General features: G+C 41.1%; 13 protein-coding genes and 1 pseudogene. 5 read left to right on the top strand and 9 right to left on the bottom strand.

Going from position 1 to position 14,007, the window contains the following annotated elements:
• Positions 1–28: 28 nt before the first annotated feature.
• Entirely contained in the window at positions 29–1,375 is a 1,347-nt protein-coding gene (locus tag V7K38_RS27650) for a proton extrusion protein PcxA (protein WP_334862669.1), read from the bottom strand.
• Positions 1,376–1,462: 87 nt separating this feature from the next.
• Between V7K38_RS27650 and V7K38_RS27645 the strand changes: the two genes are divergently transcribed.
• Complete coding sequence (locus V7K38_RS27645) at positions 1,463–3,643, top strand: recombinase family protein (protein ID WP_334862667.1); 2,181 nt, start codon at positions 1,463–1,465, stop codon at positions 3,641–3,643.
• Between the two features lie 105 nt (positions 3,644–3,748).
• Here the strand turns inward: V7K38_RS27645 and V7K38_RS27640 are convergent.
• Positions 3,749–4,183, bottom strand: a pseudogene (locus V7K38_RS27640) (YidH family protein); the annotation flags it as partial.
• A 159-nt stretch (positions 4,184–4,342) separates the two neighbouring features.
• Here V7K38_RS27640 and msrA point away from each other — a divergent pair.
• On the top strand, positions 4,343–5,011 hold the full coding sequence (gene msrA / locus V7K38_RS27635) for a peptide-methionine (S)-S-oxide reductase MsrA (RefSeq protein WP_334862665.1): 669 nt from the start codon (positions 4,343–4,345) through the stop codon (positions 5,009–5,011).
• Between the two features lie 216 nt (positions 5,012–5,227).
• Here msrA and V7K38_RS27630 read toward each other — a convergent pair whose 3' ends face one another.
• Positions 5,228–5,851 (bottom strand): type I restriction endonuclease, encoded by a 624-nt coding sequence (locus V7K38_RS27630; RefSeq protein ID WP_334862663.1) that lies wholly within the window; start codon positions 5,849–5,851, stop codon positions 5,228–5,230.
• A 63-nt stretch (positions 5,852–5,914) separates the two neighbouring features.
• Positions 5,915–7,108: a serine/threonine protein kinase gene (locus tag V7K38_RS27625; RefSeq protein WP_334862661.1), complete on the bottom strand. Its 1,194-nt coding sequence runs from the start codon at positions 7,106–7,108 to the stop codon at positions 5,915–5,917.
• Positions 7,109–7,294: 186 nt separating this feature from the next.
• Between V7K38_RS27625 and V7K38_RS27620 the strand changes: the two genes are divergently transcribed.
• Positions 7,295–7,639: a type II toxin-antitoxin system RelE/ParE family toxin gene (locus V7K38_RS27620; RefSeq protein WP_334862659.1), complete on the top strand. Its 345-nt coding sequence runs from the start codon at positions 7,295–7,297 to the stop codon at positions 7,637–7,639.
• Positions 7,626–7,946, top strand: coding sequence for an addiction module antidote protein (locus V7K38_RS27615; RefSeq protein WP_334862657.1), 321 nt, complete (start codon positions 7,626–7,628; stop codon positions 7,944–7,946). Before V7K38_RS27620 ends, V7K38_RS27615 begins: the two co-directional genes overlap by 14 nt.
• 54 nt (positions 7,947–8,000) lie before the next feature.
• Here V7K38_RS27615 and rfbB read toward each other — a convergent pair whose 3' ends face one another.
• The 4 genes from rfbB to V7K38_RS27595 form a co-directional block, all read right to left on the bottom strand.
• The gene (gene rfbB, locus V7K38_RS27610) at positions 8,001–9,062 is read right to left on the bottom strand and encodes a dTDP-glucose 4,6-dehydratase (RefSeq protein ID WP_334862655.1); all 1,062 of its coding nucleotides are present in this window, start codon (positions 9,060–9,062) and stop codon (positions 8,001–8,003) included.
• Positions 9,063–9,259: 197 nt separating this feature from the next.
• Entirely contained in the window at positions 9,260–10,255 is a 996-nt protein-coding gene (locus tag V7K38_RS27605; RefSeq protein ID WP_334862653.1) for a glycosyltransferase, read from the bottom strand.
• Between the two features lie 80 nt (positions 10,256–10,335).
• Complete coding sequence (locus V7K38_RS27600; RefSeq protein WP_334862651.1) at positions 10,336–11,022, bottom strand: DUF6391 domain-containing protein; 687 nt, start codon at positions 11,020–11,022, stop codon at positions 10,336–10,338.
• A 390-nt stretch (positions 11,023–11,412) separates the two neighbouring features.
• Entirely contained in the window at positions 11,413–11,676 is a 264-nt protein-coding gene (locus tag V7K38_RS27595) for a helix-turn-helix domain-containing protein (protein WP_334862649.1), read from the bottom strand.
• Positions 11,677–12,039: 363 nt separating this feature from the next.
• On the opposite strand from V7K38_RS27595, the gene V7K38_RS27590 reads away from it, so the two are divergent.
• A complete protein-coding gene (locus tag V7K38_RS27590) occupies positions 12,040–13,017 on the top strand; it encodes a carbohydrate kinase family protein (protein ID WP_334862647.1) in 978 nt (325 codons plus the stop codon).
• 87 nt (positions 13,018–13,104) lie between these two features.
• Here V7K38_RS27590 and crtR read toward each other — a convergent pair whose 3' ends face one another.
• Complete coding sequence (gene crtR, locus V7K38_RS27585; RefSeq protein WP_334862728.1) at positions 13,105–13,992, bottom strand: beta-carotene hydroxylase; 888 nt, start codon at positions 13,990–13,992, stop codon at positions 13,105–13,107.
• Between the last annotated feature and the right edge of the window lie 15 nt (positions 13,993–14,007).

Genomic DNA, 14,007 nt, shown 5'->3' with positions numbered 1-14,007 from the left:
AATAATTTACTGGCCCATGCCCAATCCCCTATTCATTCATATTTCGATAAGTGGCAACAGCCGAAGGCGATATCCGATTCAAATATCGGAATATCCAATATTTAAATATAGTATCTAAAATTACTGGGAATGTAGCAATAAATAAGAAGATAAAATCTCGATTTGCTGGTAATCCCCAATGACGCGATACACCTTCTAGAAGTACTTCCCAACCATGCGGAGAGTGGAATCCTACAAATATATCGGTAAACAAAATTATGATAAACGCCTTAGCACTATCACTAAGTCCATAAACAATATGATCGAAGAAATCTTTGAGTACAGCAATAGAAGACTTGCTGACAACTAAAAGCCAAATAAAAGCAACCACCGAAAAGACATCGGCAAAAACATTTTTGATCGCATTAGAGCTTTCTTTCCGAAATTCTTCAGCAAGCTCTACAGCCTTATTTTTCATCTCAATTTCTATCTGCTCAGGCGAAAGTGCTGGGGCATTTCTAATGAAATTTTGAAATTTGAGCTTTTCTTCATATCTTTGCAAATTTACAAGGGCTTCCTCTTCCATTTCTGAGTTGAGGAATATCTGCATTTCCTCACTATTTCTAAACCGCTCAACAAATGGGCCGACTAAAAAAGCTTTTGCTATTTGATGTGTCAGAAGTGGTACGATAATTAATAGTAAAATAAACCTGATAGATATTATTGTTCTTCTTTGAGTTTGACGAAAATTCTGAATTACTTCTTTTTCCGCATTAGGGTCTAATTCAACTTGCAGACGGCTAATAGTACTTAAAATAGAACGAGGTAAAACACCTGTTGTATCGGCTTTTAGCTTAGATTTAGGTTTTATATACGAGTCTTGAGTTGGTATCTTGGGTGGTAATGTTGGAGTATTGACGACCAGCGAATTATCCTCAGATATCACAGAGTTAACTGGTAAACTTTGAGGTTTGACAACTAAAGCTTTAGAAGTTATTTGTTCGGAAATTGTTGTGTATTTGGATATAACTTGATCGATAAAGTTTAGCTTTTCCAAAACTAAAGCAGGACTGAGATACTCTATACCTGTTTTCTGGGCAGCTTCTTGATCCTCTTCATTTAGAAACCAACGGCTTGATCTAAACTCTGTAAGCCGCATTTTGGCAGTTTTTAATAGCTTATTTAGGTCTGACTCAAAATAATCCATAACGCTGTTACTGTACATGGCTAAGTCAGCGTCTATTTTATTACCATTGAAATGCTTATTTTCTATTTCCTTAATCTTTAATGCTGCATCGTAAGCTTGATTTAAAGAACGTTCAGGAGTCTGTAAATACCATCGATAAGTATCAAGTAAAAAAGAATAGATTTTTTGGACAAAAACAGAGTTTTTCATTAGAAACAATCATCCAGCATTATTTGGTTATTCTTAACCTTAAGTTAACGCACGAGGTATATTAGCAAATCTACAAGGAGAAAGTTTGTGGTTTCTCATTCGGTTTGGATTGTTGGCACTAGTCGCAGTGGTAAGACGGCTCGTTTGGTAGAGCAATTTTGTAGTTGGGTACAACCGGAGAAGCAGTATACCGAATCATTTTATACTAAAAAACACGCACGCAAAAAAGGCGAACGCACACCCGAATTTTTATATCTTAAACAAACAGAGCCAGGAGTTTTAGTCTTAGCTGCCAATGATGATAATCGCCGAGAATTGGGGGATATAATTGTTACATCAACATTAGGGAAATATCCGGTGCGTGCCAAGACCCCGCTAGGTTTTTTCCAGGATGAAGTTATTTTATTTTGGCCGTTACTAATTAACTCGTTGAACCTGAAAGCCCAGTTTCCGGTGAGATTGCGTCCAGAAACGGAACAAGAATTAGCAACCAAACTTTGGCGTTCCCAATTAGACGAAGAAATTTTACGAATTGCGGGAGTAAATGAGTCTCGCTTGGTGCGTCGCATTTTAGACTTGTTGCAATTAGCTGCTTACAGTGGTGTACATTGCGAAGATATTGCCCAGATTTTGGCAAGGGGTCTGGGGGAAAATACTACGACTTTAGAGCCGGAATTTTTGGCATCTTTGCTCATTGATTGGCGTAACTGGTGTTTAGAGAGGGGGTTACTTACTTATGGCATTATTACCGAACTCTATAGTCAATATTTGTTGAGCGATCGCAACTACCAACAGCACCTAACTAAACGCTATCAAGCAGTATTGGCGGATGATGTTGACGATTATCCTAGCGTAGCGCGTCTTTTGTTTGAATTGCTATTAGATCGAGGTGCGATCGGCGCATTTAGCTACAATCCCGACGGTGCAGTGCGATTGGGATTGGGAGCAGATCCTAATTATTTAGAAGGGTTAGCAAAGCGTTGTCGGGTAGAATTTTTGACCGGGCCGCCTCCAGAGTCGCTGGGAGAGCAAGCTAAACAGATGGTGGAATTAGTCACAGAACCGATGGTATTGGTGAGTTTACCTGAGATTGTGTATTCCATTCAAACCACCTCCCGCGCTCAATTATTGCGCCAAACAGCCGAGGTAATTGCTAATGCCATCCAATCGCAAGAAGTTGCAGCAGAAGAAGTGGCGATTATTGCACCAGGTTTAGATGCGATCGCTCGTTATACTCTAGTAGAAATCCTCATCAAGCAAAACATCCCAGTAGAATCGCTCAATGACCAACGTCCCTTAATTAGTTCACCCGTCATTCGCGCCTTACTCACCATGCTGGCGCTAGTTTATCCCGGCTTGGGTCGCCTCGTAGACCGGGATGCTGTGGCAGAAATGCTGGTTGTCTTGAGTAGGAAACAACAACTACCAGAAAACTCTACTCCAGACGCGATGAATCGCGTCTCTACAAATATTGATCCGGTACGCGCTGGTTTGATAGCAGATTACTGCTTTGTACCCCATCCCGATCGCCCAAACTTACTACCAGTATCCGCCTTCGAGCGCTGGGATAGAATCGGCTATGCGGCTACTACAGCCTATAATGAGATATTGGAGTGGTTAGAACAGCAGCGATCGCAACAAGAACTGCGGTTAATTCCCAGTCCCATTTCTCTATTAGATAGAGCAATTCAGCGTTTTTTGTGGAATGGTAGTAATCTCCCCTACGAACAACTAGCAGCACTGCGCGAATTATTAGAAACCGCCCAACATTACTGGGAAATCGACACCAGATTACGACAAATCGACCCAGTTGAGACAACGCCGCACACAACTATTATCGAATTCATTCAATTACTGCGACGTGGTACGATTACCGCTAACCCTTACCCCGTCCGCCCCATCGGTGGCGCGAGAAAAGCTGTCACCTTAGCAACTATATTTCAATATCGATCTAGTAGGCGATCGCACCGTTGGCATTTTTGGCTGGATGCTGGTTCACCTCTTTGGGCAAAAGGTGGTGCGGCGACGTTATTCGGTGCGCCGTTTTTCTTGCAAGACAGGTTAGGCGAACCTTGGACAGCAGAAGATGAGAAATTAGCAGAAGAACAGCGACTGCAAAGAATATTGACAGATTTGCTATCTCGTGTATCTGAGAGAGTTTATTTGTGTCACAGCGATTTAGCAGTGAATGGACAAGAACAATTAGGGCCGCTGTTACCTTTGGTAAATGCTTGTGTAACAGTTATTTCTGAGGCTACTGCCAAGTGAGGCTCAAATCCCTGATTTCTTTAAGAAGTTGGGGATATTGTAATAAATTTGTTTGTATTTAGTAGTAATCGTCCCTTTTTTTAAATTGAAGTTTGGGGTTGATCTTTGCAAATTTCGGGACTGTGGTTGAATTGGTGAAGGAGAGCGAAGAAAGACTTTATCACGCCTTAAGAGCAAAGGAATACTAAAAAGTCCCAAAATAATTACTACTCCAGTCATTATCCAAACCATTAACCTATTTGGTCTATAATCTGCTCGTTCAATTTGCCAGAAAACTTGATTGTATCGCCACGCAGCTAATACAACAGCCAAAATTCCAAAAATTACCAAAGCAAGACCCAAATTTTCCGAGTTGGATAATGGATTAACCGGAGGTTCTTGTTGGGTAATAGCAAGATTCAACTGACGCAGAAATATACCAAATCGCGCGATCGCAAAACCAAAGCTAATCAATGCTATAGAAGTGCGTAGCCAAGCCAGAAAAGTACGTTCGTTCGCTTGATGCTCCCTTTGACGGTCAATTTTTGGTATTTTATCCATGAACACTTTTGACGAGGATTTACTCTTGAATTGATGAATAGCATCAACTAGCGCCACAAGGCCAAGATAGTGCAGCCAGGAATCTGAGAAAACCCCAAGCGATCGCTAGAATCTTTACAATGTTAAATAAGGTAAAGAACTATATCAGAGTCAAAATCAATGGCACTATTCGGATTCGGCAAAAAGCAAGTCATACCCACACCTGAAGAAGCTTTGTCAGGAAGGGCGCAGTCTATGTCAGTACCAGCCGTTCATTATGTCAACAAGAATCCTTTAAAAGCTCCTTTTCCCGATGGATTAGAGAAGGTAATCTTTGGCTTGGGCTGTTTTTGGGGTGCAGAACGCAAATTCTGGCAACTTAAAGGAGTTTACACCACCGCAGCCGGTTACGCTGCTGGGTTCACACCCAACCCTACTTATGAAGAGGTATGTAGTGGGCGAACCGGTCACAATGAAGTGGTGTTGGTTGTGTTTGATCCCAAAGTGATTAGTTATTCCGAACTGCTCAAAGTCTTTTGGGAAAGCCATAATCCTACCCAAGGAATGCGCCAAGGTAATGATACTGGCACTCAATACCGTTCGGGAATTTATGTATATTCTGAAAGCCAAAAGCAGCTAGCAGAAGCATCGCGCGAAGCTTATCAGCAAGCTCTCAACGATGCAGGTTATGGCAAGATTACAACAGAAATCTTGGATGCACCGGAATTCTACTATGCAGAAGCTTACCATCAGCAATACCTGGCGAAAAATCCTAATGGGTATTGTGGTTTAGGCGGGACAAACGTTTCTTGTCCCGTAGGTGTAGTTGAATCGCAAGTTAGTAGTTAGAAATGGAGTTTGCAGGGTAGTCAACTTAACGTTAGTTTGACGAATCTTTCCCTTCCTTGAACTAAATTTAAAGCCTGTTTCTCTCAGACTCGCAGAGAAACAGGCTTTGCGTACTTAAGAATATTTGTAGGTTAGGTTTTGCAAAGTCTTAACCCAAGAAAGCTCGTAAAAAGTTGGGCTTCCTTCCTCAAACGCCACTTTGTGCAAACAAGATTACTAATTACGAATTAAATGAGCTATGCGTTTTAAAACTTTGACAACAGTATGTAAGTCATCCCCACGATTCAGTGACAGTGTGTAAGATAATGAATATTTCGGTGTACCCTGTTTCGTCAACTTAATAAATTGAAATTCTCGACCATTGATTACAAAACCATACGTAGGTTTATCATTAGAAGCACTAGCCAACATATAAGCTAATGCTTGAGGAATTGCTACCTCCAAAGAATATTCTGCTCGTTTTGCCTCAATAACGAGAACCCAAAATGGAGGATGCAACACCAAGATGTCAATACGTCCTCTGATAATCGTACCTTCGTCTTCAGAAGAGATTTTTACCTCTTGTTCTGAGGCAATGTAGAAAGGCGGTTGATAAAAACCTGCTAGACGTAATAGTGGAGATAGCACCACCATTTTGACTACAGGTTCTAAAATAGGATACTTCGATAGATGCAAATATTCTGCCTTGACTTCGTTGAGAGATTGCTTTTCTAAATCACTCAACTCAGCTAAATCATGCCGCCATTCTGAAAAAAAATCTTCGTCGTCTGCAAGTTTTAGACCAAATTCATCAATCAGTTGGGCTAGGGTGATATCTTTTCCTTGAAGAATTTGAACCATTTGTTGAACCCTTATACTTATCTGCCTAAAAACCCTCGCTTGATATTTACCCAAAAGACTGCCTTATAGTGCCGCTTTGAGTAAAGCGATCGCAGTAACCCACAACATAATACTAATAGGCCCTCCAATTAGAATACCCGCGATCGCCCAGCCTCTTTGATGGGCTTTGAATTGCTCAATGCTGCTCCACCGTCTGCTTTTCCAAGCCCATTCATTGCCTTTAGCACCAAGTGCGATCGACATTAACCCCGAAATTTGAGGTACAAAACAGAATATTCCACACCACACTTGATTCGGCCACATCCACAACCAAGGCATCAAAAATGCGCCCCAGTTCCAACCGAGAATCTCCTCTGGGACTGTTTCATTGTGATTATTTATCCCGCATCCAGAATTATTGATGATTTCTCTTTGCGGTAAAAGCTGATTCTTGTTTGTAGATTTTATAGCCAGACCAGATTTGAGAGCATTCAGCGCTTGGCGGGCATCAGTAAATCGTTGTTCTGGAGCAGGTTCTACCAACTTTTGTAGCCAACTGACAAAACTAGGACTGAGACTAACTCGGTCTGTAAATTGCAGTCGCAAATCCTGCTGGGGTAAATCACAGGGGGAAATCCCAGTGAGCAAATGAATCAGAGTCGCACCCAGTGCATAGAGGTCTGAAGCTGGAACTGCTCGACCACCAAATTGTTCCATTGGGGCATAACCATAAGTACCCACAACGGTGAAAGTAACGCCCTCTCTTGCCGCTTTATCCTGAACTGCGCCAAAATCAACCAAATAAATCTGATTATCTTCGCCCCAGATTAAATTACTCGGTTTAATATCTCTATGTAACACCCCTGGATTTAACTCATGTAGATACATGATAATATTTAAAATCTCACCAGCGATTTTTCTCGCTCGCTTTTCAGTAAACCTGTTGCCAAGAGCAAGTTTTTCCTTAAGCGACTCCCCAGGAATATATTCTTGAATTAAGCCAAACCAAAGACTGCGATCGTCGATACAAAAATAATCTATATATCGAGGAATGCGGGGATGACTTAGCTGTTTAAGAATTTGTGCTTCCCTCTCAAAAAGTTTCAAGTCATCCCACTGTACAGTACCGCCAAAGGCTAAAAGTTTGACTACAACGGTCGAATTTTCGCCATCAGAGGCTTGTAAATCCTTGGCTAGCCAAGTTTGACGAATCCCATTGTTACCAAGTTGGCGTTGGATTTGATAACGATCTTGTAATATCTGTTCTGGTTGCAGCATCTTACACCTGCTGGCAGTTTACGCTGATCTAATTCCCTTATATTCAAGGATAGTCATTATCTAGAGAAATTGTGGGAGCCAGATAATTTATGGAAAGCAGTTGAAGATTTTGACTTTGGGGTTGCTTATAAAAAAACAATGCGAATTATTGTTCGCGTATGTTATAAATAACAGTAAAGATTAAAGGTGGCCAAAGAAGCAGAATCAAAACAGATTATTATTTATGCCAATCAAGACGGTTACGAGCCGTTTGCAGAGTGGATGAATAATTTACGCGATAAACAAGGAAAACGACGTATCATACAACGCCTACGCCGACTTGAACAAGGCAATTACGGTGATGTTGCGCCGATAGGAGATGGTTTGAGCGAGTTGCGAATGTTTTTTGGTTCCGGTTATCGCGTCTATTTCGGCGAAGATGCTGAAAATATTGTTGTCGTACTGTGTGGAGGTGACAAAAGCACACAGGTTCAGGATATTGAGGACGCAAAAGCTTACTGGAAGGAGTATCTAAGCCGTGAGAAAATTTAGAACACTCGATCATTTTGAAGAAGAGTATTTCCGTAAGCACCCGGAAGAAATAGACGATTATTTGACTGAGATATTTCAGGAATATTCAAAAGACAACGATTCCGGCGCTTTGTTGGCCTCGTTGCGCGTTGTTGCTCGTGTACGGGGAATTACTGAGATAGCCGACCAAATAGGTATGACACGCCGGGGATTGCAAAAAGCCTTATCCAGCAATGGCAACCCGCGCCTTGAAAACGTTAATTCCATCATGAAGGCACTGGGATATTGTCTCACACCCCAAAAAATTATCCCTCCAGTCTCAGAGTGAATCACAATAGTAATTACCACTCACTTTGTGACACTATTGCGTGGGAAATTTGGCTTATAGATAATTTTTGCGATAGTAAGCTTGATATTCCACAGATAGTAGAGGTTCCCACCAATCACGATGATTAAGATACCATTCAACAGTTAAACGTAAACCCTCAGCAATTGTTACTGAAGGTGTCCAACCAAGCTGAGTTTTAATTTTGTTCGCATTAATTGCATATCTGCGATCGTGTCCCTGTCTATCCTTGACAAAAGTAATCAATTCTTTTGCTGGACGTATTGGTAAATCAGGTGCTAATTCATCCATCATCTGACACAAAAGTTGCACCATGTTGAGATTTTCTACCTCATTGTTGCCACCAATATTGTACATTTCCCCTGGTTGACCATGATTGATTACTACATCTAAAGCACGACAATGATCGCCCACATAAAGCCAATCGCGCACATTTTTACCATCGCCATAAACAGGTAATGGTTTACCTATTAAAGTGTTAATACACATTAGAGGAATTAGTTTTTCAGGAAACTGATAAGGCCCGTAATTATTAGAGCAATTTGTGATAATAGTTGGAAGTTTATAAGTATGATAATAAGCACGCACTAAGTGGTCACTGCCCGCTTTTGAGGCTGAATAGGGACTATTAGGAGCGTAGGGTGTAGTTTCAGAAAAAGCAGCATCATCTGCACCTAAACTACCGTAAACTTCATCAGTCGAAACGTGTAAAAAACGATAATCTGATGGTTGTGCTTTAGCCTCCCAGTATTGGCGAAAAGCTTCCAGTAGCGTGAAAGTTCCCACCACATTAGTTTGCACAAAAGCCGCCGGCCCAAGAATCGAACGATCGACATGAGATTCAGCTGCAAAATGGGCGATGGTATCTATATTTTCTGTTGCTAGTAACTGATCTACAATGGTGCGATCGCAAATATCCCCTTGCACAAACCGAAAATTCTCTTTTCCCTCAACCATCGCCAAGTTTAGACGATTCCCCGCGTAGGTAAGCGCATCCAACACCACCACCCGATCGTTTGGATAAAGCTGACACCAGTGATGGACAAAATTCGCCCCAATAAACCCCGCACCCCCAGTAACCAATAACCGCCGACTCATTCAATTTCCTCTCTTCTCTTTGTGTTGCGCCATGTTGCTACAAGTTGGGGAACCGCAAGGGCGCACTGGCTTCTTTGCGCCTCTGCTGTTCGTTTCTATTACATGACTTACGCAAAAAATAGTCCAAACCTTGATTTTCTAGTACGGGCAATTCATGAATTGCCTTTACCGCCTATAGTTTTGCATAAGTCCTATTATTACTTAAAATATTTCTTCCTCAGCTTCCCGTATATCTTCTGACCAAGTAATTTTGCCATCCGTACTTTCGTCAAACTCTTAATATTAGATGGCTGTTGAATTTTGTGATCAAAAAACTCATTTAATTCATCCAAAATTACTTGGAAACGATTAATAATATTTTCAGTCCGATATTCAGCAAAAAACTCTTCAGATAAACTAAAAGCTACTGAAGAATCAATCACCTTGAGAATCCGTTGCACATCATATTCTTGTGAATATCCAGCAATTTTATAGCAATTAAATCCAGGATCTAAATAATCTGCCAATCCCCCGTTGACACTAGAAAATACTTGACAACCACATGCAAGAGCTTCCATTGGTTGCAAACCAAATCCTTCACTAACACGCTGTTGTAACCAGTACTCAGCCGAATCATAGAGGTAAACCTTAGCTCGGTTAAATAGTCCAGGTAAATCTTCTATGTATGAGTCAACAACCAATACTTTACAACGTTTTTGCAACGTTGGAATCAATTCTTTAATTAAATACTCAGAAGATTTTCGAGCCTGAACTAAAACATCAATATCCCGTTCTCGCTCTAAATTTTGAAACTCATCAGAAATTTGATTTGGCAAATAATAAATCAGAGAATTTGGTGATTTTTCTCCCCAGTAACCCATTGTATAACGGCTAACAGTAACAATCGGAATACTCGGAGGTAGTCTAAATGGATAACCTGCACTATGTGCATGGTAAACAACATTGTATTGCTTAAGTTTAGCCACGAGTTCAGCTATATGAAATCCCCAACTAATGACAAAAATTACATCACTTAAATTTTTGTCCTTGAGCAAATCATCAAGAAAAAGCTTATCTTTTTCTCGTTGACGGTAAGTTACAACATCAGTACTAGAGAAATTCTGAGCCAGTTTAAGTGCTTTTAACTCAGCCCAAAGACCACCACAGGCAAATTTGCCATCTGTACCAGGAAGTAAAAAGTAAAGTTTTCTCATAATTTTAATTATTTGGGAATTAGGTATTGGGAATGGGGTAATAATCTAATAGTTCTTCTTCCCCTGCCTCCCCTGCCCCCTCATTCTTCCCAGCCCACTTTAACAAAATGTGCGTCACGCCCCCAAACGTCGCGTGTACGGGTAATATTTTCAATTGCTAGGTTAAAAGGAATGGCTGTTGTTAGGTAACGCTGTGCTATGGAACCTAAATCAGGTGCGAGTTCTGCTGCTGTCGTCGCTGCCAAGCCCAACCCTATAATTTGCTCGATTGGTCGAAAAGGTAGTAATAAATGCACACCCACAGCTAGTCCTGCTGTTAAGAGCATTGCTACTGATAAATTTGTGCCACAACGGGGATGTATAGCTAAATTCCATTCTCCACTAGTGAGGCGATGTCGAGCAAGTGCGATCGCACGCCGCAAATCACTAATATTTACCTCACCATAAAGGTAAAATCCATGCTCAGTAGACAAACCACCTAATAGTTCGTTATCTAGTTGAACGTTAGCAGGTTGGCCGCTTTGTGATTCGCTAAGAACCCAAACAGTAGCGTGTTCTAAGGCATGAACCTGCCGGATCGTTAGAATTTCTTTCAACCCTGGAATAAATGATAGCTGCTTGAGTAAGTCGGTATCCTGTGTAGGTTGCGGAAATTCTAAAGGGCGATATTCTGGTACTGGAACTTTCTCAGATACAGGTGTCGTAAAATCAAAGTTAAAAAATTCAAAGGGAGACGAGCCACCCTGAAAAGAAGCAGAAGTATTCATTGGAACACCGCTCTCCAAGCCGATGGAGCAATATAGATTTCTCTCAAATGTAACGCTTGCACCACTGAATTGTTGCTAATTTTTGTTTATTGTCATTAGTTATTAATTCTTCTCCTTCACTTATCTCCCTTTGTCCTCACTCAGCACTGGGTACTCAGTGCCTAGCCTGGTTCTGCTGAATTTGAAAGGAATTCTGATCTTTATAGTTTCCGAGTCCGAGGATCAGCTGGCTCCACTAACATAAACTCCAGCTGAGTGAAGGACTCGGAACTTTTGGTAGAATGTTCGCACTGAAAACTTAGGCGTGAAGAGGGAAACTAATCAGTAAACCTCAAAATTGGCTTGTCAGCGTACCATACTAGAGCAATTATGTTGCTACTAGTAAATTGTTTATTCGATCTGGTTAGGCAGAAGACAACAATTGAAATCATTTAAGCAGACCTTGCCCCACTGTAAAGCCCAGCGCACAAGAGCTACTCGGTTGTCTGTCTCGGTCTTGGTCAGAATATTACTGATATGGTTATCAACTGTACGTTTGCTAATCTCCAGTTTTCCTGCAATCTCTTGGTTAGTTAAGCCAGCGGCCACTAGGTCGATAATTTGCAGTTCTCTGTCTGACAGACTAACGGGGGTCTGAGACTTGCCACCAGCCATAACTATTTCTATGCTCCTTTGGTATATGTACTTAATCGCTCCTTCTAATTCTAGAAGATTCTTTTGTTGGTAGGGGTTTCAAGTGTTAGCAGTAATACTTTTGTCAATATTTTCTTTGGATTTCAAGTTGGCAAGAATATAAATCACGACAACATACAAGTATTATATAACACTTATTTTAAGAAAAAAGATAGTATAAATATTTAGATAGTTTAGGCAATTTATTGAAGCATATAGATGTTATGGAGTAGTAAAAATTGCTATTTCATTCTATGAAGAACTGGGGACATATTAGCAAAAATTGTAGTAGATTTTATACTGTAAATTCTTAATCAAAAATCGAAATCTAAAATCTAAAATGAAATGAGCAATTCCCGTGTTTTGTGCCTCGGCGAAATTTTGTTTGATTGTTTAGCCGATCAATTAGGGTTAAAGCTGGAAGAAGTTAAATCTTGGACTCCCTACCCAGGAGGGGCGCCAGCGAATGTAGCCTGTGCTTTAGTGAAGTTGGGGATGACAGCAGGATTTATTGGAGCCGTTGGTGAAGATGAACCAGGAAATGCACTGGTTAAGCTATTACAAGATGTCGGTGTAGATACAACAGGGGTACAACGCCATCCTACAGCACCAACGCGGCAAGTTTATGTTACACGGGATCTGGCTGGCGATCGCACTTTTGCCGGATTTGGTGAGTATGACACCGCAGAATTTGCCGATACTCGCCTACAAGCTAAACAATTACCAGATTCGCTATTTCAAGAGGCAGATTTTCTGGTTTTGGGTACTTTAGAATTAGCCTATCCTGAAAGCGAACAGGCAATTTACCGCGCCCTAAAGTTAGCAGAACATTACGATTTGAAGATTGTGCTAGATGTCAACTGGCGAACTGTATTTTGGGACGAGCCAAACATTGCTCATCAAAAAATTCCAGAATTATTTAAGCAAGTCGATTTCCTCAAACTCTCCAAAGAAGAAGCGGAATGGCTATTTGAAACCGCAGATCCCGGAGCCATCACTTACCGTTTGGCTTGTATTGAAGGAGTATTAGTAACAGATGGAGAAAATGGTTGCGCCTACTGTCTGGGTGAAAATGAAGGCAAATTACCCTCCTTTTCCATCCCCGTAGTTGATACCACTGGTGCAGGGGATAGCTTTTTGGCAGGATTCATCTATCAACTGAGTCAGAATGGCATCCACAGCTTGCGGGATGCCGAAACAGCAAAACGCATTGTTACCTACGCCAGTGCTGTTGGGGCGCTGACTACCATTAAACCAGGTGCGATCGCTTCCCAACCAACAGATGCGGAAGTTGAAGCGTTTTTAACCACACACAAACTTTAAAAGCTGGCAAAACTAACAAGAATATCAGCCACTAAAAGCTGATATTCTTGGCATAACTACTGACTGTGAATAATCCAAAATTATTTATTATTTTTGGTGATGTAACCGAATTCCTAAAAAGATGTCATAAACAAACTCAAAAAAGTCCTTTTTCTGCAACAATCCTGAAGTTTGATAACATCCTTTTTCATCTAAGAGTGGCTTCATCACATAGTACGCAGGTTGGTAATTATACCAAGGAATCGAAGGCCACAAATGATGAATTAAATGGTAATTCTGTCCCATAATCAGAATATTGAGAACTGGATTTGGGTAGACACGAGCATTTTTCCAGCGATCGCGCTCTGCAAAAGGACGATGGGGCAAATAGTCAAAAAATAATCCCAGTGCTATCCCCACCACAAAAGCGGGTATAAACCAAAAATTCAGAATGTAACCTAAAAAGTTGTACTGCACTGAGATATAAACAATTACACCAACAATCAAGCGGCTAATGAACCATTCTAGTAGCTCATATTTTCGCCACAATCGCCGTTGAAAGAAAAATACTTCGTGGTATAAAAACCGCACTGCAATCAACCATAGCGGCCCACCCGTGGATACATAATGATCTGGATCATCTTTTGGATGGTTGACATGGCCATGATGCTGTAAATGTACTCGCGTAAATACTGGAAAAGCAAAAGCTAGCATCAATGCACTACCATGCCCTAACATCGCATTCATCACCCGGTTGCGATGGGCTGATTGGTGACAAGCGTCGTGAATAACTGTCCCAGCACAATGCAAAGCAATAGTGTTAACGCTAAAGCATAGCCAGTGTGGCCATTCCAAAAGCCAGTAACCAAAGTTAGATAACACCAGCATTGCTACAGCTACCAAAAACAGCAGTAGCGTGCGATTAAAATCACCAGGAGGCGCTAAAAATTCCTTGGGCGGGATTGTCAGTGGCTTTTGTGCCTCCGATGCGATCATCTCTAACATTGACTC

The organism is Nostoc sp. (assembly GCF_036917465.1).
In the GTDB taxonomy this organism is placed as follows: Bacteria; Cyanobacteriota; Cyanobacteriia; order Cyanobacteriales; family Nostocaceae; genus Nostoc.
The sequence above is the reverse complement of the archived record's forward strand: the minus strand, read 5'-3'. Positions and strand labels throughout refer to the sequence as shown.